Origin of the sequence: Motilimonas pumila (assembly GCF_003596335.1) — a bacterium.
Taxonomy (GTDB): domain Bacteria; phylum Pseudomonadota; class Gammaproteobacteria; order Enterobacterales; family CBDFNC01; genus Motilimonas; species Motilimonas pumila.
The window spans coordinates 244,517-270,576 of record NZ_QZCH01000002.1 but is presented as its reverse complement, the minus strand read 5'-3'; the positions used below and the strand labels follow the sequence as shown (position 1 = coordinate 270,576).

The 26,060-nt window shown below is 44.7% G+C and carries 25 protein-coding genes; 14 read left to right on the top strand and 11 right to left on the bottom strand.

Annotated features, from left to right (window positions below; translation table 11 throughout):
- Positions 1-273 (bottom strand): hypothetical protein, encoded by a 273-nt coding sequence (locus tag D1Z90_RS03935; protein WP_119909431.1) that lies wholly within the window; start codon positions 271-273, stop codon positions 1-3.
- A 410-nt stretch (positions 274-683) separates the two neighbouring features.
- Between D1Z90_RS03935 and D1Z90_RS03930 the strand changes: the two genes are divergently transcribed.
- Together D1Z90_RS03930 and D1Z90_RS03925 are read left to right on the top strand one after the other, a co-directional pair.
- The gene (locus D1Z90_RS03930; protein WP_158587050.1) at positions 684-2,486 is read left to right on the top strand and encodes a family 20 glycosylhydrolase; all 1,803 of its coding nucleotides are present in this window, start codon (positions 684-686) and stop codon (positions 2,484-2,486) included.
- Between the two features lie 250 nt (positions 2,487-2,736).
- Positions 2,737-3,453 carry a protein kinase domain-containing protein gene (locus tag D1Z90_RS03925; protein ID WP_147378727.1) on the top strand — a complete coding sequence of 239 codons (717 nt, stop codon included), beginning with the start codon at positions 2,737-2,739 and terminating at the stop codon, positions 3,451-3,453.
- Positions 3,454-3,553: 100 nt separating this feature from the next.
- On the opposite strand, the gene D1Z90_RS03920 is transcribed toward D1Z90_RS03925, so the two are convergent.
- Genes D1Z90_RS03920 through acuI form a run of 3 tightly spaced genes read right to left on the bottom strand, consistent with a single transcriptional unit; the run spans position 3,554 to position 6,871 of the window.
- Positions 3,554-4,576: a GGDEF domain-containing protein gene (locus D1Z90_RS03920; RefSeq protein WP_119909428.1), complete on the bottom strand. Its 1,023-nt coding sequence runs from the start codon at positions 4,574-4,576 to the stop codon at positions 3,554-3,556.
- A gap of 21 nt (positions 4,577-4,597) precedes the next feature.
- Positions 4,598-5,833 (bottom strand): retropepsin-like aspartic protease, encoded by a 1,236-nt coding sequence (locus tag D1Z90_RS03915; protein WP_158587049.1) that lies wholly within the window; start codon positions 5,831-5,833, stop codon positions 4,598-4,600.
- A gap of 54 nt (positions 5,834-5,887) precedes the next feature.
- Entirely contained in the window at positions 5,888-6,871 is a 984-nt protein-coding gene (gene acuI / locus D1Z90_RS03910; RefSeq protein ID WP_119909426.1) for an acrylyl-CoA reductase (NADPH), read from the bottom strand.
- A 147-nt stretch (positions 6,872-7,018) separates the two neighbouring features.
- Between acuI and D1Z90_RS03905 the strand changes: the two genes are divergently transcribed.
- Both D1Z90_RS03905 and csdE read left to right on the top strand, forming a co-directional pair.
- On the top strand, positions 7,019-8,227 hold the full coding sequence (locus tag D1Z90_RS03905; protein WP_119909521.1) for a cysteine desulfurase: 1,209 nt from the start codon (positions 7,019-7,021) through the stop codon (positions 8,225-8,227).
- Positions 8,228-8,252: 25 nt separating this feature from the next.
- The gene (csdE, locus tag D1Z90_RS03900; RefSeq protein WP_119909425.1) at positions 8,253-8,684 is read left to right on the top strand and encodes a cysteine desulfurase sulfur acceptor subunit CsdE; all 432 of its coding nucleotides are present in this window, start codon (positions 8,253-8,255) and stop codon (positions 8,682-8,684) included.
- 12 nt (positions 8,685-8,696) lie between these two features.
- On the opposite strand, the gene tcdA is transcribed toward csdE, so the two are convergent.
- On the bottom strand, positions 8,697-9,488 hold the full coding sequence (gene tcdA, locus D1Z90_RS03895) for a tRNA cyclic N6-threonylcarbamoyladenosine(37) synthase TcdA (protein WP_119909424.1): 792 nt from the start codon (positions 9,486-9,488) through the stop codon (positions 8,697-8,699).
- Between the two features lie 324 nt (positions 9,489-9,812).
- On the opposite strand from tcdA, the gene D1Z90_RS03890 reads away from it, so the two are divergent.
- Complete coding sequence (locus D1Z90_RS03890; protein ID WP_119909423.1) at positions 9,813-10,016, top strand: hypothetical protein; 204 nt, start codon at positions 9,813-9,815, stop codon at positions 10,014-10,016.
- A 69-nt stretch (positions 10,017-10,085) separates the two neighbouring features.
- On the opposite strand, the gene ilvC is transcribed toward D1Z90_RS03890, so the two are convergent.
- Positions 10,086-11,573, bottom strand: coding sequence for a ketol-acid reductoisomerase (ilvC, locus tag D1Z90_RS03885; protein ID WP_119909422.1), 1,488 nt, complete (start codon positions 11,571-11,573; stop codon positions 10,086-10,088).
- 159 nt (positions 11,574-11,732) lie between these two features.
- Here ilvC and ilvY point away from each other — a divergent pair, with 159 nt between their 5' ends.
- From ilvY to D1Z90_RS03855, 6 genes are all read left to right on the top strand, one after another.
- Positions 11,733-12,611 carry an HTH-type transcriptional activator IlvY gene (ilvY, locus tag D1Z90_RS03880; RefSeq protein WP_119909421.1) on the top strand — a complete coding sequence of 293 codons (879 nt, stop codon included), beginning with the start codon at positions 11,733-11,735 and terminating at the stop codon, positions 12,609-12,611.
- 16 nt (positions 12,612-12,627) lie between these two features.
- The gene (locus tag D1Z90_RS03875; RefSeq protein WP_119909420.1) at positions 12,628-13,488 is read left to right on the top strand and encodes an AAC(3) family N-acetyltransferase; all 861 of its coding nucleotides are present in this window, start codon (positions 12,628-12,630) and stop codon (positions 13,486-13,488) included.
- 88 nt (positions 13,489-13,576) lie between these two features.
- A complete protein-coding gene (gene ubiK, locus D1Z90_RS03870; RefSeq protein WP_119909419.1) occupies positions 13,577-13,849 on the top strand; it encodes a ubiquinone biosynthesis accessory factor UbiK in 273 nt (90 codons plus the stop codon).
- Between the two features lie 212 nt (positions 13,850-14,061).
- Positions 14,062-14,826: a glycosyltransferase gene (locus D1Z90_RS03865; RefSeq protein WP_119909418.1), complete on the top strand. Its 765-nt coding sequence runs from the start codon at positions 14,062-14,064 to the stop codon at positions 14,824-14,826.
- Positions 14,823-15,767, top strand: coding sequence for a UDP-glucose 4-epimerase family protein (locus D1Z90_RS03860; protein WP_119909417.1), 945 nt, complete (start codon positions 14,823-14,825; stop codon positions 15,765-15,767). Before D1Z90_RS03865 ends, D1Z90_RS03860 begins: the two co-directional genes overlap by 4 nt.
- A gap of 6 nt (positions 15,768-15,773) precedes the next feature.
- Complete coding sequence (locus D1Z90_RS03855) at positions 15,774-16,322, top strand: sugar transferase (RefSeq protein ID WP_119909416.1); 549 nt, start codon at positions 15,774-15,776, stop codon at positions 16,320-16,322.
- A gap of 69 nt (positions 16,323-16,391) precedes the next feature.
- Here the strand turns inward: D1Z90_RS03855 and D1Z90_RS03850 are convergent, their stop codons facing one another.
- Both D1Z90_RS03850 and D1Z90_RS03845 read right to left on the bottom strand, forming a co-directional pair.
- A complete protein-coding gene (locus D1Z90_RS03850; protein WP_119909415.1) occupies positions 16,392-19,238 on the bottom strand; it encodes an insulinase family protein in 2,847 nt (948 codons plus the stop codon).
- A 110-nt stretch (positions 19,239-19,348) separates the two neighbouring features.
- Complete coding sequence (locus D1Z90_RS03845) at positions 19,349-19,831, bottom strand: type II secretion system protein (protein ID WP_119909414.1); 483 nt, start codon at positions 19,829-19,831, stop codon at positions 19,349-19,351.
- A 183-nt stretch (positions 19,832-20,014) separates the two neighbouring features.
- Here D1Z90_RS03845 and D1Z90_RS03840 point away from each other — a divergent pair, with 183 nt between their 5' ends.
- On the top strand, positions 20,015-21,043 hold the full coding sequence (locus tag D1Z90_RS03840) for an acyltransferase (RefSeq protein ID WP_119909413.1): 1,029 nt from the start codon (positions 20,015-20,017) through the stop codon (positions 21,041-21,043).
- Between the two features lie 57 nt (positions 21,044-21,100).
- Here D1Z90_RS03840 and dtd read toward each other — a convergent pair whose 3' ends face one another.
- The 3 genes from dtd to D1Z90_RS03825 form a co-directional block, all read right to left on the bottom strand.
- Positions 21,101-21,538 (bottom strand): D-aminoacyl-tRNA deacylase, encoded by a 438-nt coding sequence (dtd, locus tag D1Z90_RS03835; RefSeq protein ID WP_119909412.1) that lies wholly within the window; start codon positions 21,536-21,538, stop codon positions 21,101-21,103.
- Complete coding sequence (gene pip / locus D1Z90_RS03830; RefSeq protein ID WP_119909411.1) at positions 21,513-22,481, bottom strand: prolyl aminopeptidase; 969 nt, start codon at positions 22,479-22,481, stop codon at positions 21,513-21,515. Before pip ends, dtd begins: the two co-directional genes overlap by 26 nt.
- Positions 22,482-22,563: 82 nt before the next feature.
- Positions 22,564-23,526 (bottom strand): virulence factor BrkB family protein, encoded by a 963-nt coding sequence (locus tag D1Z90_RS03825; RefSeq protein ID WP_198419043.1) that lies wholly within the window; start codon positions 23,524-23,526, stop codon positions 22,564-22,566.
- A gap of 186 nt (positions 23,527-23,712) precedes the next feature.
- Between D1Z90_RS03825 and D1Z90_RS03820 the strand changes: the two genes are divergently transcribed.
- Both D1Z90_RS03820 and murA read left to right on the top strand, forming a co-directional pair.
- On the top strand, positions 23,713-24,591 hold the full coding sequence (locus D1Z90_RS03820) for a hypothetical protein (protein ID WP_119909409.1): 879 nt from the start codon (positions 23,713-23,715) through the stop codon (positions 24,589-24,591).
- Positions 24,592-24,721: 130 nt separating this feature from the next.
- On the top strand, positions 24,722-26,011 hold the full coding sequence (gene murA / locus D1Z90_RS03815) for a UDP-N-acetylglucosamine 1-carboxyvinyltransferase (RefSeq protein ID WP_119909408.1): 1,290 nt from the start codon (positions 24,722-24,724) through the stop codon (positions 26,009-26,011).
- The last annotated feature ends 49 nt before the right edge of the window (positions 26,012-26,060 follow it).

Sequence of the window (26,060 nt, the reverse complement as noted above, 5' to 3'; positions counted from 1 at the left end):
TTAAGCGGGCTCAGTCTGTTTTTTGTGCTTCAAAAAACTGCCAACAGGCGCATATTTGTCGACCACGACTTTTGCCCTTGGCTTAACTATACTGCCTGCTGTTGCTCCAGCAATGGAGTGAGAAGAGCTGCTTTTCACTTTCAAAAAGACCCCACTCGCGGGCTGATTTAATGCAGCGATATCGTTAGGTTTACAAGTTCTCGATAAGCTAGGCGCGCTGTAACCGCCAACAGATGCAGCTGCACCTGAGCTTCTAAAATAACTTTTTGCCACCTGATTTTCTCCTTATGTTGCTGGCCAAACTCAACCCCTATCAAAGCAAAATCTGCATATCCATGCGTTGCACTGGTTGAGTTTGTCAGCCATAAAGATTAGCAGTGAAATCTCTAATTGTAAAAAAATAGCCATAATTAACAATGATTTAACATCAATAAAACAACACAACCAAGATCACACACTCGTATAAACTGCCTTAAAAATAACCACTAACACAGTCCAATCACTAGCGATAATTATTGTGCTGTAACATTTGCGTAAAACGCCACTAATAGCATTAACGCGTTTGTGCGTTGAATACGGTTCACATTTAAACAATTAAAACCTCGGCAAATACTGTGGATACATGACGATGAGTGCAAGACTGTGATACAAAAAAACCATCGCATTTTTTGATGAGTAACCTTATGACCCACAAATCCGCTTCACCTGCGCACGCCGAACCGCTTGAGAGCCCGTGTAATTTTCTGGTGCCACAGCCTGCAAGCCTTGAGTTGCAACCCGGTTATTACGGTTATCTATCCACTTGGGATTTGTCGGTTATTACCCTCAATAGCTGCGCGCCCGCTGAAGTGCACACTCAACTTCAGTGCGAATTGCCCGAACAAGGTTTTGAGCTATTAATAACAGCCCATAAGATTAGTCTTCACTACCAAAATGCAAATAGTTTGATGTACGCTTTACACGCATTGAAACAACTGCGTCAAGCTTTTCCAGATCGCTTGCCTTGCATGTCAATCCAGGATCAACCCAGTTACCCAGATCGTGGGATTTTACTCGATATCAGCCGTGATAAAGTACCGACCCTGGTGCACCTAAAACGCCTTATCGATTTGTGGGCTTCACTGAGGATCAATCAGTTACAGCTTTATACTGAGCATACCTTTGCGTGGCAACAACACCGCACGGTATGGCAAGATAAAAGCCCAATGACAGCGCAAGACATTCAGCAAATAGATGCTTATTGCCAACAGCGTGGCATTACTTTAATTGCCAATATGGCAACCTTTGGCCACATGGAGCGCTGGTTAGCGCATGCTGAATACCAACACTTAGCCGAGCAGACAACCGGGTTCTATGATCAACGTGGAGATTTTAGACCGTTTTCATTTGGCCTAAACCCACAGAGCCAAGACTGCGTGAGTTTTGTCAGCGAGCTGATGGATGAACTCACGCCTAACTTCACCAGCAGTATTATCAATATCAACTTCGACGAAACCATGGACTTAGGAGTTGATGCCAGTAAATCCGCCTGTGAAGCCAGCAGTAAAGGACAAGTCTACGTCGACTACTTGAATAAAATCTTAGCCCTCACTGAAGCAAAGCAGCTGCATACGCAAATATTCAGCGACATGTTGTTTCATTATCCAGACATTTTGTCGCAATTGCCCAGCAACCTCACCTTGCTTAATTGGGGTTATGAAGCCGACCACCCATACGACAAAGAGCATCAACTGCTGCAACAAACAGGCTTGCCCTATCAAGTGGTTGTTTCAACTTGTTGCTTTGCTTCTATCTCAGGTCGTTGGCAAAATGCTAAGAGTCATATGCTTACCGCAGCTCGCTCTGGCCTTAACTATGGCGCCAGTGGCTATCACGTTTCGGAATGGGGGGATATGGGGCATGCACAGCAAGATATTTTTCCGTATAGCGGCTATATCTACGGCGCTGCGCTTGCTTGGGCACCAGAGCAAAACCAAACCTTGGACGTGCAGCATTGGTTACAGTATTTAGCATGCGACGGTGATGCTGACGTCGCCTTTTGGGCATTACGGTTGCAAGATATCTACTTAGATCTAGGCATAGAAACGCCCAACGCATGTTTTTTAGGGCCGCTGTTATTTGACCAACGTTTTCGTCGCCACTTGCGCCGCTCAACAAACTTAACAACGGAAGGCTTTGCCAAGGCAGCCCAAGTGCTGCAAACCTGCCTGGCGCAAGTAAACTCAGACAATCCCAGCCAATTGCAACAGCAAATTCGTTTTACCGCAGCATTGCTGCTTCACGGCGTACATTTAGGCCAAGCGTTGCTTGCCAACAACAGCCGCGACGTAGAAGACTTATCCACAGCCAGTAAAGCCCAGTTGTTAGCAGAAATATTGCCATTGTTGTCGCAGTATCGCGCCCTGTGGTTAGTGCACAATCGCGAAGGCGGTTTGCAAGACAGCCAGAGTAAACTGCAAGTATTGGTCGATTTATATCAAAACTAACGCGGTTAGGTGTCACTTGGCCAGCAGTCATGCTGGCTTTCATAACCAAAATGAATGTGAAAATACCCCCTTAGATTATAAAGTTATAGCATAGCCAATTTTGGCCATTATTTGCTGATTATTTCACTTTTTGTGACTCTTATATTTACCACATTTCATTATAATGCTGAGATTTATTAGGCTACATTTATAGGCAAGGATTGCTAGGTATTACGTTGTGACCATCATCGCCGAGAGATTTCAGAAAATCATGGAAATTGCACCCTCACAAGAGACGGCGCAACTTTTACAGTTGCTATCGGATGACTACCTAGATTTACCTCGAGCTATTTCTAGCCAACAGTATATTTGGCAGCACAAAGATTTGGGCTTTTTGGGATTAAAGTGGGCCCAGGGCGACATGCAACGAAGCTTTCTTGAGCACGAAGCACAATTCATCCGTGCTCGCCAGCACCCTGTATTTCCTGAATTTGTCGATATCAAACACCACGGTAAAACCAGTGTACTTATTACCCGCTGGTTTGAAGGCGTCTCTTTGGCTCAGCTCAGTAAAGAAAAACGGGCCATCACCTTTGATTGGCTAGCGTTGTTAGAACAAAGCTTGGTCTATTGTCATCAACATGGCTTTAATCACGGAGATATCAAACCGGCCAATATTTTGATTGGTAAAGACCAAGTCAAGCTCATTAACTTCAACAACGTCATCAAGCACGGCGAATGCTACCAGCAGCAAGCGTTACATCAAAACTCTGGTTTTGCCTCTCTAGAAGCGCTTTCGGCAGAAGGCGTAGCAAAACCGCAACAAGACTGGTATTCACTGGCCGTGACCTTGATTGCTAGCCAACAAACACACCCCGCTTATATGGCTAATCAAGCTCGGTTTGACACCAACAGTAATGCTTGTGTGCCCACAAAATATCTGCAAATCATACGCCAAGAATATAAACGGGTATTAAAACACGCTTGATAACTGAAATGCATTCCGGGTTATCTTGTTATAAATGGCATGTGACGGTGTAACACAGAAGTGGCCGTTACCCGCTGTAACGGCGTTATGACTTAACTCTCTAGGAAGGCATAGGTAACACGCGATTACGACCTAGGCGCTTAGCTTCGTAAAGCTGCTTATCCACCCTGTCGACCAAGCTGCTGGCAGATTCGCCAACTTGATATTCTGCCACACCAAACGATGCGGTGATCGCGTCGACTTGGCGATTAGAACGTTTGTCTTTTACTGACACTTTTTCGATCGCGCGCCTCATCGACTCTGCTAATTGCCGAGCAACTGAGAGCTTTTTATTGGGTACCACCAGGGCAAATTCTTCCCCTCCAAAACGATACGCCGTGGTGCCGTCGCGGCAGCTTAATTGCAAACGCTTCGCCACCGCTTTGATCACTACGTCACCGAATAAATGACCGTACTCATCATTGAATTTCTTAAAGTGGTCAATATCTACCAATATGAGGCTCATTTTGGCATTGCCGTCGCACAATACGCTTAAGTCATTATCAAACGCCCGGCGATTAAATAAACCTGACAACTGGTCATGAAGCGCGTCTTCTTGTACTTGGGCTAACTGGTCTTTTAGACGTTCAATTTCATTACTGGCGGAGGTTAATTGATTGTTTAAAAAACGAGTCGAATGACGTATTTCTTTTGACTCAGATACTACGGTGCGGACTAACTCCATCACTTCTTCAAACGATAAACCCTCATCCTCAACCCGAGATAAGCCATCAAAGCACTTTTCAATCTTGTCTTGAAAGGCAGAGGAGTCAGCTAAAGTATCCGACATAGAGTGCGCGGCTTCATTCAGCAATAACTCTAGGCTGCCTCTGAGTTGGCGTACATCCGTTTCGGTTTTACTGGCCACAAAGTTACGGTATAGGTTTTCTAAGCTCGCCGGCGGGCACAAACCGTAATCAGCAATCACTTGGTCTAATTCTTTGTTCATCTCAGGGATGACATTGTCGACATAGGTGTACCACAGCGCATAGTTCGTCGGCGTGGTGGGCACCTGATTTTTTATCATCAAAGGCACCGCTTTGCGAAGATTATCGCTGGCTTGTTGAAATTCTTTTTTACTCATACTGCTGCGTGGCCTATCCGTTTATGGGTCTGCAAACAAACGCTGTCGTTGTAACTGCACTTGAAATACTTGCTGGTCTCTTTCTAATGTTAATAGAAGTTGTTCAATTTTGTGCTTGGCATATCTATTTTGCGACAAAAAGCAAACCGTTTTCAGTGGCTCTTTAGTGGCATCAAACTCGGCTATCTTCAAAATACGGTCGCCAAGTTGCAACTTAGCGCTGGTTTTATTCAAGTTTTGTAACACTTTGCCTATTACTAACCCTTGTTCCGCATCAAACGTAGGGTATATACCAAACGACTTCCACTCGTTCGCCAAATGCAGCATGGCAACAGGCTCTAACGCAAACGTTTGCTGCTGCCAATTCAGGTAGACATGATATTGGCGCAAAAATTCGTTGCCCAATAAAGGCAAGCCAGGACTGAAATTTATCACGACAGGATCAAGTGGCAGCGAGTCTAACTTTACCTTATCAAACCGGGTTAAAAACTCTTGGTTTTTTGACTCAGAAAACAGCGCGCTGCGCTCTTTGGTTTGCAGCTGATAAATCCTATGCTTAATAAGCCCTTTCTGATTAAGCTCAATACCCACTTCAACCGGTAAGCCAAAACCTAAATTTTTGCCGGTATCTAATACCACAGGCACATTCTTTACCTCAGGGCTAAAGTGTAACCGAGCAATAGCGCCCATGCCGGGCTTTACTTCCATTTTGAGTTGCGTAGCTGAGGCAGGGAAAGACATGGCGGCAGAGCTAAGAGTCAATATTTGCCGTTGATAGTCCAATTTGATTCCGGCAAATAAGTCAATCAGGTTGTAACCTATGATGCCGTCTAGTGCCAAGCAACTAAGTAAACCATTGGCAGGTCGTAAATCAAACACCGCCATGCCCGCATTGAGGATGGTGATGTCACCCACACGCATTTTAGGCACTACGGTGGCCGTGATTTGTTGCTTTTGCCCGCCAGCGTCAACCGCAGAAACTGAAGCCAAGGGCTTCACCTCTAGCTTCAGTTGCTCAGCAAGCTGAGGCGAAATCGTTGACACCGCGGCGGTATCAAATAAAAAACGGTAAGGTTGACCGGCAATATCCACGGTAACTATGGGTAAACCATTGGCAAAATCAAAGCGGACTTCACTGTGAAAATCCGCTTCTGAGGTAGTGGCTTGAGAGTAAGGTTTAAACTTTTTGGCGACGACTTGTGGCGCAATAAACAGACACAACAACAGCAGCCAACACCTTGATAACGCAAACTTCAAACGCACTCCTTAGCTAAATAAAAAAGAATAATTGTTGAGCGTTACTCTTTAAGCTTATTGATTTAAGTCCACCACAATGCGCCCTTTAACCTTACCGGCAATAATATTACTTGCTTGCTCAGGCACTTGCTGTAAAGCAACGGTTTGACAAGACTGCTGATAATAATCCTGCGGTAGTTGCTGGGCGAGTAACTGCCAAGCAGCCTGGCGCTTGTCAAATGGGCAATACACCGAGTCAACGCCAATTAACTTCACTGCACGCAGGATAAAGGGCATCACAGTGGTAGGCAAGTCAAAACTGTTTGCTAAACCACACGCCGCGACCGCACCGTCATAGTTTATTTGGCTCAGCACTTTCGCCAAAATTGGACCACCAACGGTATCGACGGCCCCTGCCCACAGTTGTTTGTCCAGTGCACGACTTTTTTCTAACATTTCATCGCGCATTACAATGCGCGAGGCGCCTAGCTGCTTCAGCCAAGCTTCGTTTTCAGCGCGACCGGTCACAGCAACTACCTGGTAACCCAGTTGACTTAACAAACTCACCGCTACGCTGCCAACGCCACCGCTGGCCCCTGTTACCAAGATTTCGCCATCTTCAGGTTGTACATTTGCTTGTTGCAAAGCCATCACACATAAACTAGCCGTTAAACCCGCGGTGCCAATCTGCATGCTTTGCAAAGGAGTCAGGCTATCGTTAAGTGGCACCAACCAATCCGCTTTAACACGGGCTTTTTGCGCCATGCCCCCCCAATGGTTTTCCCCTACGCCCCAGCCAGTTAATACTACCTGTTGACCCGCTTGATAACGTAAGTCATCTGAACTGACCACGGTTCCTACAAAATCGATACCTGGCACCATAGGGAACTCGCGGATGATTTTACCGGTACCGGTAACCGCTAGGCCGTCTTTATAATTTAAGCTGGAATAATCCACTTGCACCAGCACTTCACCTTGCGGCAGATCTGACTCTGAGATTTGCGCAACTGCTGCAACCGTTTTTTGTTCTTCTTGTTGTAAAACCAAAGCGTTAAACATTCATGATTCCTATTTCATCACAGGTGAAGATTCAGCTTATGCCGGAACCGGCCATAGCGCCAATAATGCCTAACTATAGCAATAGATAGCTTGTCACTGCTGCAAGAAAAAGCGATCATATTAGGGTTAATGAGAAAAGAGTTTATTATGTTTGATGCTAGTCAAATCCGCGCCCTATTCCCGGCCCTGCAGCAACAGGTTAACCAGCGAAAATTGGTGTATTTAGATAACGCCGCGACCACCCAAAAGCCGGAGTCTGTGATTCATGCGATGGCGGAGTATTATCGCTACGATAATGCTAACGTTCATCGCGCGTCTCACGCCTTAAGTGCCAGAGCAACGCGCCAATTTGAAGCCAGCCGCGAGGTCATTCAACGCCTTGTCAACGCCAAGTTTCCACAAGAAATCATCTGGACTCAAGGTACCACCGGCGCCATTAACTTAGTGGCCAATAGCTATGGCAGCTTATTAGAAGCCGGCGATGAAGTGATCATTTCTGCGATGGAGCATCATGCCAACATAGTACCTTGGCAACTGCTGGCAGAGCGCAGCGGCATTAAACTGCAAATTGCACCAATAAATGGCCATGGCCAAATAGACATGAGCGCGTTTAGTGCTTTACTCAACGAAAACACGCGTTTGGTGTCTGTGTGTCATGTATCGAATGCATTGGGTACGCTCAACCCGATTGCAGAGATAATAGCCTTAAGCCATCAGGCAGGCGCAAAAGTACTGATTGATGGCGCACAAGGTATAGCCCATTGTGACGTCGACGTACAGCAACTCGATTGCGATTTTTATGCTTTTTCTGGTCACAAAATGTATGGCCCAACAGGTATTGGTGTATTGTATGGCAAACAAGCGCTATTAGACGCTATGCCTCCCTGGCAAGGTGGCGGTGAGATGATCAAACACGTCAGCTTTAACGGCACCAGCTTTAACCGTTTACCGTTTAAATTTGAAGCTGGGACGCCTAACATCTCAGCCGTAATAGGCTTAGCGCAAGCGGCTGAGTTTTTGCAACAAACCCGAGCAAGTAGAGAGCATGAAGCACAGCTAGTGGCTCAGTTGTTAGAAGGGCTGCATGCCATGGAACAAGTATCCATTATCGGCCCAACCAAGGGGCAAATTGGTTCGGTAAGCTTTACTGTAACAGGCGAGCATCACAGTGACATCGCTACCTTGCTCGATGAACAAGGCATTGCGGTGCGCGCCGGACACCATTGCGCCCAACCTTTAATGGCGCAGCTTGGTCTGAAAGGCACCATACGAGCGTCCATTGCCGCGTATAATAATAGCGCTGACATTGACAACTTCTTAATCGCTCTTAAGCACACTCTGGCGCTGTTAAGCTAAGTAATCACCACGATAAGGCATCGACATGAGCACCGTACTCACCGACGAAAAATTTGGCTTCGACATTCAAGCAAATGACATGTTGCAACTATTTTCACAACAATCGGGCTGGGACAATAAATACCGCCAGATCATTGTATTAGCCAAGCAGCTTAATGGTCTGCCTGATTTATTTAAAACCGACGAGCATTTGATTGATGGCTGTGAGAGCGCTACCTGGTTAGTGACCCGGGAAATACAAGGGCATTGGCACTTTTATGCTGACAGCGAGGCAAGAATTGTCAAAGGTTTGCTGGCGTTGGTACTGGCTGCTTTCAATGGCAAGAGCAGCCAACAGATCCAAGACTTTGATATCCACCACTACTTTGCAACACTCGGTCTCACTAAACAGCTGAGCCCTTCTCGCAGTAATGGCCTAGTAGCGGTAGTCGAAGCGATTAAAACCCTGACTTGCTAAGATAGCACTTGTCTAAGCTGGCTTATTGGCTTTCTCAGCGAGCTTTTTAAGCACCCGTGATACCGCTACAAACGCAAAACTGGCGGTTACATGGGTGGCAGCGCCAAAGCCTGAGCTGCAATCCATTTTCATATTACCGTCGCTCTGTGCTTTCGCATGGCAAACGCCACCGCTTAAGTCTGGGTAGATAAGTTGCTCGGTGGAATAAACGCAATCTACCGCGAATTTACGCTTTGGATTTTTAGTGAAATTATAAAAGCGCCTCAGATCTGAACGAACCTTGGCCGCCAAAGGATCTTGAATCGTCTTCGCCAAGTCCCCTAATTGGATCTGGGTGGGATCTATTTGCCCACCTGCACCGCCGATGGTGATAATAGGAAGTTTATTGCGCTTACAAAATGCAATCAGCGCAGCTTTTGCTCGCACGCTATCAATAGCATCTACCACATAATCAAAGCCTTGCTCTAAATGTTCAAACAAATTGTCTTTGCTAATAAAATCATCGATACAATTAACCTGACATTCAGGGTTAATACTGTGGACCCTACTCGCCATTACTTCTATTTTTTGTTGGCCCACTGTTTCAGTCAACGCATGAATCTGCCGATTGGTATTGGTGGTGCAAATATCATCCATATCGATAAGTGAGATTTCACCTATGCCCGAGCGCGCTAACGCCTCGGCAACCCAAGCCCCCACGCCACCAATGCCAACAACACAGACGTGACTTTTAGCGAAATGATCGAGCGCAGCTTGGCCATATAAGCGAGCGATGCCGCCAAAACGCTGTTGAAAATCAGACATGGTTACCTTCTTTTGCCCCTAAGAGCAGCATTCATTGGATGCAGGCCTCGTAATTGATCGATTACGACTCGTACCTGCAACGATTACCTTGTTGGTGCCGGTTGGATCCTAGAATCCGGCCAATTTGGCAAAAATTAGCGCGCGATTATACAAATTTTTTTACAAGTTAAGCCACAGAAAAATAATGATATTTCACTAAAACCAGAAAAAAAGCGATTAAATAACCAACAAAAATGAAATTTTTTGTGATCTAGATCTGTCTAATGGGGTGTATTGGATAGTGAAGTTAGCGAAACATTATTCTGAAATTTTGGAGAGAAGATTATGAAAACACTATTAAGCCTAGTATCAAGCGCAGTAATTGCAGGTTCTTTATTTGTTGCTCCTGTTAACGCAGCCACCACCACATCAATCAGCAATCTAAATACCATTCAACAAAGCTGTCATGGTATTGATAAAAGCGACGGTAAAGCTTTGTACAAATGTACCAGTAGCCAGAAAGGTTACGGCGGTCGTGGTGCAAGATAGTATGCAGTATACCCCAACAAAAAAGCCAAGGCTTGAAGCCTTGGCTTTGTTTTTTTAGCGAGTAAAGTCTTAGTTAGACGCTTCTACAATCGCTTTCATGTCACTCATGTAACCACGTAGTTTCTTACCTACGATTTCTACAGGGTGATTGCGGATAGCTTCGTTTACTTCGATTAAACGCGCGTTGTCCACTGAGTTAGATTTCAGTTCTAGACCTTTACCAATCACTTCAGTGCTTAAGCCGTTTACGTAATCTTTGATCAGAGGTACTGCTGCATGAGCAAATAGGTAACAACCGTATTCTGCAGTATCAGAGATAACTACGTTCATTTCGTATAATTTCTTACGCGCAATCGTGTTAGCGATCAGTGGCGTTTCGTGCAGTGATTCATAGTAAGCAGACTCTTCGATGATGCCTGATGCAGTCATGGCTTCAAATGCAAGCTCAACACCCGCTTTAACCATAGCAACCAAAAGAATGCCGTTGTCGTAGAACTCTTGCTCATCGATTTCAACGTCTGAAGCAGCTTCTTTTTCGAAACCCGTTTCAGCCGTTTCTTCACGCCATGTTAGTAGGTTCTTGTCATCGTTCGCCCAGTCTTCCATCATCGTCTTAGAGAAGTGGCCAGTGATGATATCGTCCATGTGCTTGTTGAAAAGTGGACGCATAGTCACTTTTAACTCTTCAGCCATGTCGAATGCTTTGATTTTCGCAGGGTTTGACAAACGGTCCATCATGTTAGTGATACCGCCGTACTTCAGGCCTTCAGTCACAGTTTCCCAACCGTACTGAATTAGTTTAGCTGCGTAACCCGCGTCAATGCCTTCTGCAACCATCTTGTCGTATGCCAAGATAGCGCCTGTTTGCAACATACCACAAAGGATAGTTTGCTCACCCATAAGGTCAGATTTAACTTCAGCAACAAAAGAAGACTCAAGAACACCTGCACGGTCACCACCGGTAGCGCTTGCGTAAGCTTTAGCAATTTCAAAGCCTTGGCCTTTAGGGTCGTTTTCAGGGTGAACAGCCATAAGCGTTGGTACACCAAAGCCACGCTTGTATTCTTCACGTACTTCAGAACCAGGACACTTAGGTGCAACCATGATAACCGTGATATCTTCACGAATTTGCATGCCTTCTTCAACAATGTTGAAGCCGTGTGAGTAAGCCAGCGTAGCGCCTTCTTTCATCAGCGGCATTACCGTCTCAACAACGTTTGTGTGTTGCTTGTCTGGAGTCAAGTTAAGTACTAAGTCAGCAGTCGGGATCAGGTTTTCGTAAGTGTCTACAACAAAACCGTTGTCTTTTGCGTTTTTGTAAGACTGACGTTGCTCTTTGATCGCCGCTTCACGTAGCGCGTAAGAGATGTCTAGGCCAGAGTCACGCATGTTTAGACCTTGGTTTAGGCCTTGTGCGCCACAACCTACAACAACTACTTTCCAACCTTTGATGAACTCACAACCGTTAGCGAATTCGCTACGGTCCATAAAACGACATTTACCTAGTTGCTCTAGCTGCTGACGCAGGTTAAGCGTATTAAAATAGTTGTTAGACATGCTGATTTCCTGTGCATATTAGTTTGAATTCTTTGATAACGCGCTCTGCGTTATTTAACGCAACACACTATATATCAAGACCTATGTTGCTCAAAATGATATATTTGCAAACTTACATTGCATAAAATGAAATATTGATTTTTCTCTGAGGTGGCCTTTATGGATCTGAAATCGATGCAAGCATTTATTCACCTTGCAAATAGCATGCATTTTGGTAAGAGTGCTGAAGCCCTGCATTTAAGTCCCTCAACGTTAAGCAGAATGATCCAAAGGCTTGAACAAGACGTCGGCACCAAACTGTTGCAACGTGATAATCGCAGCGTCGCCCTTACTGCTGCGGGGCAGAAATTCCTGACCTTTTCCTTACAACAAGTTGATAACTGGCAACAATTAAAGCTGGGATTGACGGAACATAAAACCCAGCTAGAAGGGAAATTAGCCATTTATTGTTCGGTCACTGCCGCCTATAGCCATTTGCCGCGAATATTGGATACCTTTCGACTGGCCCACCCACAAATTGAAATCGCTTTGATCACCGGCGATGCCGCACAAGCCATAGAAAAAGTTCAAGAAGGAGAAGTCGACGTAGCGATTGCTGCGTGCCCAGACAACTTGTCAACCCGCCTTAAGTTTTACAGTTTGGCAGAAATACCCCTGACCATCGTTGCGCCAACCATTCACTGCGCAGTACAGCAACAACTTAAAGGGGCCATTATACCTTGGTCAGACCTACCCTACATTTTGCCAGAGCACGGACCAGCCAGAAGACGCATCAACTCTTGGTTTCGCCAAATGCACATTAAAACGCCCAATATATACGCTAAAGTCAACGGTCATGAAGCTTTAGTCAGTATGGTGGCACTGGGTTGTGGCGTTGGCATCGTACCTGACGTGGTGGTGGAAAATAGTCCGGTACGTGACAGGGTGCAAATTGTTAAAAGTGATAAACTCCTGGAATCTTTTGATCTGGGTGTGGTTTGCCTTAAAAAGCGCTTTCAAGATCCACTAATAAGTGCTTTCTTAAGTGGATTGGAATAAAAACAAGGACTTAGTTATGTCTCAATCAGACTCCCAAACCCTAGAGACAAGCTCTGCAAGCGTCTCTTGCACCACACAAGAAGATATTCAAACTGCCATTGAACAACTTCAATTGGCCGGTAAAACCCTATTTCTGCACGGTGCCATAAAGTCTTTTGGTCACCTCGTAGGGGGACCCGACAGCTTGTTTACCCCTTTACTGCAAGCCGGTTGTACTTTGGTGATGCCAAGCTTTACTTATGGCCCCATTTGCAACCCGCCAGATGGCTGGCACCTTGATAATATCGGTCACCGTGGACCTTGGCTTTTTGACCAGCCAATGCCTTATTCCGTGAGTGCCAATACCATTGAAAAAGACATGGGTGCCCTTGCAAAAGCTTTGCTGCATCACCCAGAGCGTAGGCGCAGTAGTCACCCCATCAATTCATTTACCGCGGTCGGCCCCCGCGCAAAAGAAATCGTCAACGCACAAACTTATCAAAACGTTTATGGCTTATATCAAGTAGACGAAGAAGCATTAGTTGTCACCATGGGCGTCGGCCTGACAAGCGTCACGCCGATTCACTTTGCTGAACAGTTGGCAGGTCGCGCCTTGTTTCAGCGATGGGCACAAATACACACTGCGGAAGGACAACACGAGGTACAAGTAGCCATCGGCAGTTGCTCCAATGGCTTTGAGCGGCTTGCGCCTGCCATCAAAGACTTAGCACAGCAAACTAAAGCCGGTCAAAGCGTGTGGCATGTGTATCCTTTAGCGCAGCTGGTTGCCCGCTGTCAGCAGCAAATTGTCAATCAGCCAAACATCACTCATTGTCCTGATGACAGCTGTATTCGCTGCCAAGATGCCATTGCTAGCCAAAGCACCGTAACCCCTTAACCTCAAGCAATTGAAACACTGGGGCCACTTTGCCATTGTTGCCAACGCCGAAGCGCTATAAAATAACGGTAACATTGAGGAGTTAAGCATGATTAATCCAAAGAAATTAGAAGAAATCGCCAAACAAGTCTCAGAAGCTTTGCCGCCTGGTGTCAAGACCATAGGCGAAGAAGCTGAACGTAAAGTCAAACAAGTACTTCAGTCTCAGTTGAACAAATTGGATCTAGTCAATCGCGAAGAGTTTGAAGTGCAAACTCAAGTCCTGCTGCGTACCCGCGAAAAGCTGATGGCGATGGAACAAAAGATTGCTGATTTAGAAGCAAAATTAGATCAAGACAATAATGATATAGCTGAAAAGTAAGATACAAATAAGAGTAATAATATAGTCATGTGTATGTATTCGTGACTATGGATCATTGATGGGCCATTTTTACATTACTGCTGTATTCTCTAAAAGTGGCTTGCTTTAAAAACGATTTTTCGAGTTGAATAATGACTCTAGTAAATTGTTAACCTATGACTATTTACCACTGTAAAAGTAAAAATTAACAACTTGAATTGTCGGGATTCAGTATGTCTATCTACATATCAATAATATCACATGGTCATGAATCCATGATCATCGAGAATTCAGAGTTATTATCGATAAACCGTTTAGAAAACGTCAAATTAATTATTAAAGATAACACCCCCAGCGCAGCGCTTGCAGCACACTGTAAGAATGAAAATATCATTTATCTAAGAAGTGATAAGAAATATGGTTTTGGAGAAAACAACAATCACATATTCAAACACTGTAAGACTCTAGGAATTAAAAACAGCGATTGGTTTTTCATCGTCAACCCTGACGTGAGCATCACTGTATCTGAGTTTAAAAGGTTAATATTCGAGTTAAAAAATCACAAAAGTGGAATTTTTGCACCTCACTTATATAAAGACTTTTCTTTCGAGAAAGATGAATTATCACTTAGAAAGTTTCCAAACATCAAGAGTCTCGTCAAACTATTCATAAAAAAGCCTGTATGCGAGCCATATAACATGGATGAAATGAAAAATGGTGAAATTGTCAATTGGGCTTCAGGTGCATTTTTGATTTTTAATGCTGAATTATATGAGTCATTAAATGGCTTCGACGAACGTTACTTCATGTACTATGAAGACGTCGACATTTGCTACCGAGCCCGTTATAAATTTAATTGCAAAGTTATTTTCTTAAAAAATATTAGTGCGGTACACGCAGGCGCTTATCAAAACAGGAAAGTGTTATCTCCGCACTTTAGATGGTACCTAATCAGCTTATTCACATTCCTACTATCAAAGCACAGGAAAACTTCATGATACTTATCACTGGTGCGACTGGCTTTATTGGTAACCATTTAATCAAAGCGCTTGAAGGGCACTCATTATCATTATTAAGCAGAAGGAAAACAGCTGTTTGCTCAAATCATCTGTTTACTCAAGCTGAGATAAACGGTTCAACAGACTTTACTGCGGCTTTACGGGGTTGTAATACTGTGATTCATTGTGCAGGGCGAGCCCATATCATGACGGATGAAGCAAGTGATCCACTCTCTGCCTACCGAGAAGTGAATACCTATGGTACTTTAAACCTCGCAAACCAAGCAGTGTTAGAGGGAGTAAAAAGGTTTATTTTCATTAGCTCAATAAAAGTCAATGGGGAAACCTCTAGCCTTGGAAAACCCTTTACTTACAATAGCCCACACGACTATCAGGATGATTATGGGCAGTCTAAATCGGAAGCAGAAACCGGCCTAATTAAAATTGCCGCCAGTACCGGGCTTGAGCTGGTAATAATTAGACCCACTTTAGTTTATGGGCCAGGTGTGAAAGCGAACTTTCTTGCTTTGATGAATCTTATAAAAAAGGGCTATCCGCTGCCTTTCAAATGCATCAATAACAACAAAAGAAGTTTAATTTCTGTCAAAAATCTGGTTGATCTTATCATTACCTGCATTGATCACCCTAACGCTCCAGGAAATATCTTTTTAGCCTCTGATGGTGAAGACAAGTCTACTTCTGAAATAGCTTATGAAATGGCACTGGCATTAAATAAGAAACCTTGGCAAATCCCTGTACCCCAAGGTGCTTTTCGGTTTATTGGAAAGTTAACAAATAAAGAAGTCATTATTAATAGGCTATTAGGTTCGCTTCAGGTTGACATCCAACACACGCAAGAAACGTTAAACTGGAACCCTCCTCAAAAATTAAGGGATGCGTTTATAGAAACGCTTCAGTCAAATAAAAAGTTAAAGGATTAATGAATAATGTTTCGTACACTTGATTTATTAGCTTCGACTCTTGGGCTATTACTACTGTCACCTTTACTTTTAATAATTTTAATAGCTGGGTTTTTTGATACTGGCTCACCTATTTTCATTCAAGTTCGAGTAGGTAAAAACAAAGAGCCTTTTAAGCTTGTTAAATTTCGAACAATGAAATTAGAAACGAAGTCGGTCGCCAGTCATTTAACGGATAGTACATCTATTACAAAACTAGGCACTATATTACGTAAAACAAAAATAGATGAACTACCTCAACTTATTAATGTAGCTAAAGGTGAAATGAGTTTAGTAGGCCCACGACCCAATTTGTTTAATCAAGAAACTCTGATAAAAGCGAGGGATTCATTAGGGGTTTATGATGTTTTACCAGGAATAACCGGCCTAGCACAGATTAAAAATATCGATATGTCGACGCCTGATTTACTCGCAAAAACTGATCAAGAAATGATTCAGCACTTTACGCTAAAAATGTACTTTAAATATATCGTTATGACAATCGCAGGTGGCGGCTCTGGAGATGCGGTCAAATAGTCCCTTTTATTTGCTCCGCACTGCCTTATTAGGGCTGCTCAGCAGCCCTAAATCACACCCACTTTTGTATTACTGAGCGACGGCTTGTTGCTGCCACTGCGATAATGACTTGATCTCTTTAGCATTAGCCAATTTACCTAACGCCGCATCTGCAAAGTTACTGCCGACAACTTGAATCAAGTATTGCTCATTATCTTGATTGATCACCGTATGTTGATAAAAAGCCTGAATGTCTGCCAAAGACGTCTGCTCTAGCGCGGCGACCCGCAAGGCCTTTTCGTTCAGATCAGGTTTGCCCTCTTGCCATACTTGCGCGATATACGCGAACTCCTCGCCGCGGTTACTTGGCTTTTTGGTTAGATTCGCAATATAAGCTTGTTTTACTTCGTTAAACTCAGCTTCTTTGTAGCCTTTTAAGGTCGTATCAAAGTTGCGAATAAAGCGTTCAAAACTCTGTTGGAGATCGCCTGGTCCTTTCTCTGGGCTTTGTGTGAACAAACCAAAAGCCGCATAATCCCCTACTGGGAAGCTCGCAGTAAACGGTGAGTAAGAAAGTTGCTCTTGGGTACGGATTTGATCATAAAACTCCGAATACGCGATTTTATTGAGTAAGTCTGCCGCCGCTTTATTACTCAAGCCTTTTTCGGTGGAAATAAAAATATAACCTAAAGCCGCATCGCCCATTTCACTTTCAGTGTGCCAATTAACACGGCGCTTAGCCTCAGGTTTGATTCGATTAATATGATAAAACGGAGCATCATTTAGCTTAATTTTGGCCAACACTTGCTGTTGCAATGCTGTGGCTTGTTGGCTACTAAAATTGCCAGTGACTAACATTCGCAAACTACTCTGTTGGAATACCTGCTCCCTAAGTTGGGTCAAATCAGCCAAACTAATTTTATCAACCGCAGCTAATAAGTCCGCATCAGACCACGAAGGTACACGCACTAGGTTACGAAACTCTGAAAATGCCAAGTTAATGCTTTGACCTTTGCGCTTGTTTTCGATTTGCCGTTTGAGCTCTACTTTTGCCAAAGCTAAGTCTTGCGCCAGTAATGGCGTTTGACGAATGTCTTGCAGCAATTGCAGCATTAGCTCGCCTTGCTTGTCATTAAAACCACTGGTGCTGACGGTCAAACCATTGTTACCCGTGACGCTAAATGACAAACTGGCTTCTTCTGCTTCGTAGCGTAAACCCACCAACTTTTTCGGTAAGATTTCACCAATCAACATCGCCATAGCAACGCGGTTTTGTACCGATAAGTGACTCAATTCATTATTAAGTTCAACGCTCAAGCTGCCTTTTGGCTCTTTGAAAAATTCACTCTGTTTAAACCACAAAGACACATTGTTTTTATTCACCAACTGCACTGCTTGTTGCTGGTGCTCAGGCGGTAAAATCGCTTCACTTTCCGGTAACCAACGGTTACCGCTCGGGAGTGACATTTTGGCTGATAAAAGGGGAACTTGCTTTAACCACGCTTGTTGGCGCTGCTCTGAAATTGGCTCCACTTTGTAGCTGTCACCGTAACGATACAAAGTTTGATCACCTTTTACATCTGGCGACATAACAAACACACGCACTCGTTCTGGTGTCAGCTCTGCCAAAAGGTTGTTGATTAATTTTGGTTTAAATCCATCAAGGCGATAATGGCTGTATATGATGTCTTCCACCGGGAATAACAACATACTGGCAACTAAGCTCATGCTGTAATTAAAGCCCGCTGATTTCGGCAAATAGGTAAAACGATTTTCAAGACTTTTCGCCAACGCATCGTATTGCGCTTGGTTTACACCGGTTTGCTTAATCAGTTCGATATAAGCAAACGTCGCTGCAATGATGTCATCTTGTTGCTGCAACCCTTTTTCAGTCAATTGAAACTGAATGGTCACGTTGCTGGTATTGGGCGCATAAAGCGTGTCTAAGCCTGCGGTCAAGGACTCAACCAAACCCGCTTGCTGTAAGTAAGCGGATAAGCTGCCTTCGCGATCGGAGCCTAGGATTCGGCTGATAAAACCGCCCGGCTTGTAAGGGTAATAGTCTTTTACGCTGGGCACTAAAAAGCTAATTTTTAACGCCTTGATATCTGCACTTGGTTTTAAACTTGCTTCTATCGCTTGTTCCTTTGCCGTTACAACCGGAGCAAGAATAGTAGGGACTTTGGCGTTTCGATTAGGAATTTGGGTAAAGTACTTTTCTGCTAACTTAGCCAGATCTTGCGTAGTGCGGGGACCATACAAGACCGCCTTCATTGTATTAGCGCTGTAGTTTTGTTCAAAAAATCGTACCATTTCTTGCTGCAAATTACTGCCCGGTTTGTCTTTAAGAGTCGATAGGTCGCCGGTACTAAAGCGTGAAATGGGGTGCGCAGGGTTTAAAGTATAACGATCTAACGTGTAGAACTTTCTCGCATCCTGGCCTTTGTAAGTTTGGTGTTCAGCATTCACCGTACTGCGTTCTTTATCTGCATAAGTTTCATCCAGTAATGGGGCTCGCATCACATCCCCTAGCCTGTCTAACGCTTCTGGAAAAACCTTATCATTCACCTCAAAACCATAAACGGTGCGCTCCTGCGCCGTGTAAGCATTGGTATAGCCACCGTTTAATCGCATGAATTTACTGTAATCATTGATAACAGGATAACGCTCAGAGCCAAGAAAAAGCATGTGTTCCAAATAATGGGCCAAGCCTAATTGCTCATCTGGGTTATGCATGCTGCCAACAGGAATCGCCAAGGTGGCAGCACTGTTTTTGGCTTCCACGTCAGACACCAGCAGAACTTGTAGCTTATTGCTGAGCTCCAGTACTTGGTAATCGCGGTTGTCATTTGGACTGGTGATTATTTTGCTATCAGCACTGGCAAGGGTGCTGACACTCAACAAGAATCCAGCAACGAACAATCTAAACGCAGACATTAAAACCTCTTATGGCGGGCAGGAAGAACTCCCATTCATGTTAGAGATATTTACTGGCTTTGCAATGGCGCGAAGTTTAAAGACAGGTAAAGAGTGCTAAATGCAGCATATTAGCAACCAGACGTTTCTAACTGGTATTGCGGTGGCGTATTGGCAGCGGCCGCCTGAGTATAACGAAAGTAACACAAGTCATCGCGCACTGCGCCATCTAGACTAAAATCATACCCGATATAAGTATCAGTATATCCTTGATATTCAATAATAAAGTCTTCGGACAAGTCGATACGCTTTTCGATATCCGTGTTGTCCAGGTAAAACCATTTTAAGCGCGTATCATAAGTGCCATCACCGTTAGTATCGACGTCTATTAAATCATCTCGATTAGGCACAGGTTGAGCGGCATAGCTGGGCAGCTGGGACTTAAAGAACATAAAATCGTTGGCGACCGTCACGCTGGTGTTAATTTGCTGTAAAGCTGCAATGCGAGATTGGGACGTTAAATTGATAAACTTTGGAATCGCCAAAGCTGCTAATAAGGCAAGTACAATCAAAGTGATCACAAGTTCCACAAGGGTAAAACCTTTTTGCATCATTAAGTCCTTTTACTACAGCCTTTTTGAATATTATATCCTTGTGAGGTGTAAATCTCAGCAGCGGTGAAAATATGACCTTTTTTTAACCTGTCACTTCTCCTTTCCACAAATACTGCCGTGAAACTTTGCACTGGCGTCATTACACGTTATGTTTAACCATATGAACTCGCAGCATTTATTATTATGACCACCACAGCTCGCAAATCGATTTTTTATATAGACCTATTACGCTGTATCGCCGCCTTTGCGGTGGTCGCCATTCATGTGTTGGGGCCCTTTCGAGAAATGCTCGGTCAAATACCCGATTGGGAATGGTTGGCGGCCAGTGGTATCAATAGCATTACTCGTTGGGCTGTGCCTGTGTTTATGATGATCAGCGGCGCCTTATTGCTGTCTGACCAAAGACCTTTTGATTGTCACCATTACTTGACCCGACGCTTATCAAAAGTGGCCATCCCATTTATCGGCTGGAGTATTATCTATGCCTTTGTGATGGGCTTTGTCGACGGTAACTGGCAAAGCGACATCACTTGGCAAGCCTTAGAGCAATCGCCTAATGAACCCGCTTGGTATCACCTGTGGTTTTTTTATGATTTTATTCCGTTGTATTTTGTCATCCCGTTACTGATTCCATTGTTGAAGGTCATTAATCCCGAGCGCTTTAAATTAATTCTTGTGGCATGGGCATTGCTCATCACCATGCACTGGCTTCACGTTGAAACTTTTTTACGTCAAAACTTATTGATGTATACGGGCTATTTGTTACTGGGCTGGTATTTGTTTAACCGCGATAACCGTGATGATTTAAAATGGTGGCTTACGGCTGGCTGCACCATGCTCTGTTTTAATTTCTTTGGTACTTGGTATTTAAGCCTTGAGCAAGGTGAATACAGCAGCTTTTTCATGGGCTACAAAACCCTTAACACGGCAACCATTGGCGGCATGTTGTTTGTTTTAGCACAAACCTACGGTGAAAGAATCCAAGGAAAATTACGCCTGCTGATCAGCGTTATTTCTAAATACAGCCTAGGGATTTACTTACTGCACCCTTTACTGCTTATTCCCATTCGAGACATTGATAATGGCTTTTATGCCGCTTTTGGCAGCAACTGGTTCGCCATTCCGGTGCTCACCATCATAGTGTTATTAGTGTCTTTGGTGTTGACGATGGCTTTAGCGAGATTGCCCTTTATCAACAAACTGGTGCCATAATGGTTAAGCTTGCTTTCGGTGCAAGCTTAACAATAAGCGATTAAGCTTGCTGCGGACTCACACCTGTAACCAAAATGTGACAGGGCCGTCGTTGGTAAGCTGCACTTGCATGTCTGCCGCAAACTGACCATTTTCGGTTGTCATGCCCTGTTGACGGCATTGCTCTGAAAAATATTGGTATAAACGGTCCGCTTCTGCGGGATCTGCGCCATAAGAAAAGCCAGGGCGAGTGCCTTTTTTAGTATCCGCTGCGAGCGTAAATTGCGATACCACCAACAAGCTTCCGCCGACTTGTTGCACGTTCAAGTTCATCTTGCCAGCTTCATCAGCAAAGACGCGATAATTCAATACTTTATTAGCAAGGCGTTGTGCTTTGGCGTCGTCATCACCTTGCTCCACTCCCAGTAATACCAATAGGCCTTGTTCGATGGCCCCTACTTGGGTATTTTCTACCGTTACGCTTGCTTGGCTAACTCTCTGAATGAGTGCGATCATTAATAATATCTGCCATGGTTGTTGTTGCTTTACACAAGGCGTCAATCATACCGGCTTCTCGGCTGCTATGGCCAGCACTTGGCACTATTTGCAATTGTGCATTTGGCCATTGCTTAGCCAGTTGCGACGAATTTTCTAACTTACACACCATGTCATAACGACCATGGATCAAGATAGCAGGCAAGTGTGTCACTTTCTCTAATTGGCTCAAAATACTGTGCTGAAGCAGCGGCTGCTGGGTAAAAAAGTGACTTGAAATACGCGCCATGGAAATGCCTTGATGGGCGTCGAAATTCATATGTTCTGGGGCATGAAGTTGCGCAATCCGGCCTTCCCAGAAATACCATGACTTGGCGGCATTTAAGCGCTCTAGTTCATTGTCTGAGGTGAGTAGTTGATGATAATAATGCAAGGTATCTTGCATCTGACAATCACGTCCAAAAGGCTGAACAAACTCCGCAAAATAATCCGGAAAGACCTGCGCCGCACCGCCTTCAGCCTGATAAAGCCAAGTAAGGTCTTCGGGCCGCATCAAAAAAGTGCCCCGCAACACCAAGCCTAAGACCTGCTCAGGAAAGCTCTGCGCGTAAAGTAGCGCCAGCGTCGCGCCCCAAGAGCCACCAAATAATAGCCATTGTTTAACCCCCAAATGCTGACGAATAGATTCGATGTCTTCTACCAACTGGGATGGTGAGTTGTCTTGTAGCTCGCCATAAGGCGTAGATCTGCCACAGCCTCGCTGATCAAAGAGAATAATGCGAAAACGCTCAGGATCAAAAAATCGACGATCAGATTGATGACACCCCGCACCAGGACCACCATGAAAAAACAGTACAGGAATACCGTCGACTGAGCCAGACTCCTCGACGTACAGAGTATGACCTTGGCCGACCTCAAGTTGGTATTCCTGATTGCTGTTGATTGCGGGGTACAATGTCTGCATAACACCATGACCTTAATAAAAAATGTGCGTATCAATTAATAATAGCAGCCAAGGTAACGAGTTAATGTTAGCGAGCTTAAGTTTATCGCGGTGAAGACCGCACCTCATCGTCAGTATCATCAACAGGAGGTTGCAACTCATCGTGTTCAGCGTCAATAAGGCCGTCATCCGTCGCTGTTTTAGACAATGATGGTGAACGCACAGGTAAGCCTGGGTAGTCGCCTAACGCCGCAGTGAACTCTGCGCCAAATAATACGATAATCCAACTTAGATACACCCACACAAACAGGATAGGAATCGTCGCCAGCGCGCCATAAATGGCTTGGTAAGAAGGAAATTGGGTAATGTAAAACGCAAAGCCTTTTTTAGACAATTCGAACAACATGGCTGCAACAATGGCCCCCACCAAGGCGTGGCGCAACTTCACCCGAGTATTTGGCACCAAGGTGTAAATACCCAAGAACATAACAATGGATATCAGCAGGGGTAAAAACCGAAGCATTTGCTGGCCATGGGTTAATAATTCGGCGTCAGTTATAATATTCAACGAGATAACATAAGAGCTCATCGCAATGCTGGCACCCACGACCACAGGGCCAAGGCTCAACACCATCCAATACATGGCAAAGGCACTTGCCATGTTGCGCTTTTTTCTGACTCGCCATATATGATTAAGGTTCTGATCGACCGCAGAAATCAATAATAAAGCCACCACAATCAAAGCCCCAATACCCATTGCCGTCATCTGGCTTGTATTAGCAATAAAGCCAGTAAGGTGCTCTCGCACCGCATCACCCGAAGCAGGCACAAAATTGTTGTAGACAAAGTCTTCGATCATAACTTGCATTGACTTAAAAACAGGAAATGCGGACAGCACGGCAAATATCACCGCGAGCATAGGCACCAAAGACAGTAAGGTTACATACGCCAAGTATCCTGCGGATACTTTTATTCTATCCTCATGAGCTCGACGATATATGTGCACAGAGAATGCCATGATGTGTCTGACTATTAAGCAAAGAGTCGGGGGAAATCCAATTTTCATTGATAGCAACAGCCTGTTTAAGCGATCGTTTATCCTGTTAGTGTACCTAGGGTTAAGCCGTTTTCGCCAATTAATCGAGAAAAAACTCTGATTTAAATGAGCACAATAAAATATCAACTTTACATCAATACACATTAAAGTATGATGCCGCGTCTAGTAATTAAGTAGGTAAAAAGGAAATTTACAATGAATAAGATCTTCAGCACCGCGCTGCTAACTGCCGCGCTTTCCGCATGCGGTGGTGGTGGCAGTGGCAGCAGCGACACAAATACTGCCGTATCGCCATTGGACGATGTTACCCCGGTTGAAACAGCGCAAGCCGAGTTAAACATTGAAAATGTGCAAGATTTTATCGGTATGACGATGGCAGACCATGACCTAAGACAAGAAGCCAGACAAGCCCTATTTAATAGCCAAGCTTACGCTCGTAATACGCTAACAGACACGACACAATGTAGTGGCGGTGGTGAGTTGCATATGCAAGTAACTGAAGGCAGCGGAGAGTTGAGTCTGTTAACTCGCTTTGATGATTGCATTGAATCGAGCGTTACCTTTAATGGTGCTACCCAAGTAAAAGCCACGTTAGATACCAATGGGCAAATATCCAAGTTGGAAAGCAGCTATCAAAACTACCTAATCGAAGGCCAAGACGCTTTCACCGGCGAGCTCTTCGCGTTGTTAATGCAAGGTGGCTATACATTTACCCGCCAAGGCGAAAATCGTTTCACTGAAATTGCCAATACAAGTGCTGCTAACTTAATGACAGGCCAGAAGGTGGCTCTTGAAGGCGTTCATCTCACGTTCGAACTCGATATAAGCCAAGTGCTTCCACAACAAGCGCAAGGGACAATTGTCAGCTCCGAGCACGGTAGCGCCACGTTAAGCCAAGCAACAAATGCGATAGTGATAACAGGTAATAATAGTAGACTTGAAGTTACCGAAACAAAAGACAGCTTTGGCTACACTAACGGCGTACACTTCTCTCTCGATACCGACAATGATGGCAATATCGATAACATGGGCGAAGCTTACAATTTCGACAGCGACATCAACTGGATTTACTGATTTTCCTGTTGCCCCGAAAGCGCGCTTGTCGCGCTTTTTTTGATGTTGCCATAATTTGCCATAATTGCTCCCAAATGTTGCCTGATTGCTGCTTTAGGCTTTAGTTATTGATAAAGCAGAGGCACTCATCATGGAATCTTACCTTGTTCACCCAAGCGGACCGTTAACCGGCAGCATTAATATTTCTGGCGCTAAAAATGCCGTATTACCCTTGATGGCAGCAACGCTACTTTGTCGCGGCGTATCTACCATTGACAATGTGCCACAGCTTGATGATGTCAATACTATGGCAGACTTATTACGCCACCTTGGCGCCAAAGTGAACCACCAGCACCAGACTCTAACCATAGACTCTCGCGCCTGCACGCATCACAAAGCGCCATATCATCTTGTTAGTAAAATGCGCGCGTCAATTTATGTACTTGGGCCTCTGCTAGCCCGTCTCGGTAAAGCCAGCGTGGCAATGCCTGGCGGATGCGCTTGGGGGCCTCGCCCCGTCGACCTCCATATTAAAGCAATGCAATCTCTTGCCGCTCAAGTGCACCTTGAGCACGGTAACATTCATGCCCACAGTGGCCGCTTACAAGGCGCAGACTTCAGCTTTACCACGGTATCTGTTGGCGCTACAGCCAACATGCTAATGGCAGCCGTACTCGCTAAAGGCACAACGCGCCTATTTAATGCGGCGATTGAACCAGAAATTGATAACCTCATCGACCAACTCAATGCCATGGGAGCACAAGTCTTTGGTAAAGGCAGTCATACCTTGGTTATCGAAGGCGTCGAAACCTTGCAGGCGGCCCGTATCAGTGCCATACCAGATAGAATTGAAGCAGGCACTTACTTAATTGCAGCCGCCATCACACAAGGCGCGATTACCTTACAACAAGTAGAGCCTAAGCATTTAAAAGCGCTCACGAACAAACTCATCGCTGCCGGTGCGCAAATTAGTTCGGGTGAAAACAGCATTAGCATTAACGCCAGTAAGCGGCCTCTCAAAGCTATTTCAGTTACCACTGGGCCCTACCCACTTTTCGCCACTGACTTACAACCCCAATGGCTTGCCTTGGTTGCGTCATTGAAAGGTGCCGCGCAGGTCAAAGAAACCATTTACCATGACCGTTTTCAGCACATTCCTGAATTTGTGCGATTAGGCGCTAAAATACGTTTACAAGGCAACATCGCCGCGATTATAGGTAATCCAGAGCTAAGTGGTGCCCAAGTTAAAGCGTCTGATTTAAGAGCCGGAGCCGCATTGATACTGTTAGGGCTGATTGCACAAGGCCATACTCAGGTACATGATATTTATCACTTAGATCGTGGCTATCATGACTTACCTCAAAAGTTAAGCCAGCTCGGCGGCACCATTCAACGTTTAGGTAAAGAGCCCTCTATACAGCCTATAAGACTTTGCGGCTAATGATATAAACTTAATCTGAGCTGTGAGATACCTGCTTGTTTCGCCCTAT

What these genes read in the sequence shown, in the direction of transcription:
- D1Z90_RS03930 (WP_158587050.1), top strand. Translation starts at nt 684, where the DNA reads ATGACCCACAAATCCGCTTCACCTGCGCACGCCGAACCGCTTGAGAGC.
- D1Z90_RS03925 (WP_147378727.1), top strand. Translation starts at nt 2,737, where the DNA reads ATGGAAATTGCACCCTCACAAGAGACGGCGCAACTTTTACAGTTGCTA.
- D1Z90_RS03920 (WP_119909428.1), bottom strand. Translation starts at nt 4,576, where the DNA reads ATGAGTAAAAAAGAATTTCAACAAGCCAGCGATAATCTTCGCAAAGCG.
- acuI (WP_119909426.1), bottom strand. Translation starts at nt 6,871, where the DNA reads ATGTTTAACGCTTTGGTTTTACAACAAGAAGAACAAAAAACGGTTGCA.
- D1Z90_RS03905 (WP_119909521.1), top strand. Translation starts at nt 7,019, where the DNA reads ATGTTTGATGCTAGTCAAATCCGCGCCCTATTCCCGGCCCTGCAGCAA.
- csdE (WP_119909425.1), top strand. Translation starts at nt 8,253, where the DNA reads ATGAGCACCGTACTCACCGACGAAAAATTTGGCTTCGACATTCAAGCA.
- tcdA (WP_119909424.1), bottom strand. Translation starts at nt 9,488, where the DNA reads ATGTCTGATTTTCAACAGCGTTTTGGCGGCATCGCTCGCTTATATGGC.
- D1Z90_RS03890 (WP_119909423.1), top strand. Translation starts at nt 9,813, where the DNA reads ATGAAAACACTATTAAGCCTAGTATCAAGCGCAGTAATTGCAGGTTCT.
- ilvC (WP_119909422.1), bottom strand. Translation starts at nt 11,573, where the DNA reads ATGTCTAACAACTATTTTAATACGCTTAACCTGCGTCAGCAGCTAGAG.
- ilvY (WP_119909421.1), top strand. Translation starts at nt 11,733, where the DNA reads ATGGATCTGAAATCGATGCAAGCATTTATTCACCTTGCAAATAGCATG.
- D1Z90_RS03875 (WP_119909420.1), top strand. Translation starts at nt 12,628, where the DNA reads ATGTCTCAATCAGACTCCCAAACCCTAGAGACAAGCTCTGCAAGCGTC.
- ubiK (WP_119909419.1), top strand. Translation starts at nt 13,577, where the DNA reads ATGATTAATCCAAAGAAATTAGAAGAAATCGCCAAACAAGTCTCAGAA.
- D1Z90_RS03865 (WP_119909418.1), top strand. Translation starts at nt 14,062, where the DNA reads ATGTCTATCTACATATCAATAATATCACATGGTCATGAATCCATGATC.
- D1Z90_RS03860 (WP_119909417.1), top strand. Translation starts at nt 14,823, where the DNA reads ATGATACTTATCACTGGTGCGACTGGCTTTATTGGTAACCATTTAATC.
- D1Z90_RS03855 (WP_119909416.1), top strand. Translation starts at nt 15,774, where the DNA reads ATGTTTCGTACACTTGATTTATTAGCTTCGACTCTTGGGCTATTACTA.
- D1Z90_RS03850 (WP_119909415.1), bottom strand. Translation starts at nt 19,238, where the DNA reads ATGTCTGCGTTTAGATTGTTCGTTGCTGGATTCTTGTTGAGTGTCAGC.
- D1Z90_RS03845 (WP_119909414.1), bottom strand. Translation starts at nt 19,831, where the DNA reads ATGATGCAAAAAGGTTTTACCCTTGTGGAACTTGTGATCACTTTGATT.
- D1Z90_RS03840 (WP_119909413.1), top strand. Translation starts at nt 20,015, where the DNA reads ATGACCACCACAGCTCGCAAATCGATTTTTTATATAGACCTATTACGC.
- dtd (WP_119909412.1), bottom strand. Translation starts at nt 21,538, where the DNA reads ATGATCGCACTCATTCAGAGAGTTAGCCAAGCAAGCGTAACGGTAGAA.
- pip (WP_119909411.1), bottom strand. Translation starts at nt 22,481, where the DNA reads ATGCAGACATTGTACCCCGCAATCAACAGCAATCAGGAATACCAACTT.
- D1Z90_RS03825 (WP_198419043.1), bottom strand. Translation starts at nt 23,526, where the DNA reads ATGAAAATTGGATTTCCCCCGACTCTTTGCTTAATAGTCAGACACATC.
- D1Z90_RS03820 (WP_119909409.1), top strand. Translation starts at nt 23,713, where the DNA reads ATGAATAAGATCTTCAGCACCGCGCTGCTAACTGCCGCGCTTTCCGCA.
- murA (WP_119909408.1), top strand. Translation starts at nt 24,722, where the DNA reads ATGGAATCTTACCTTGTTCACCCAAGCGGACCGTTAACCGGCAGCATT.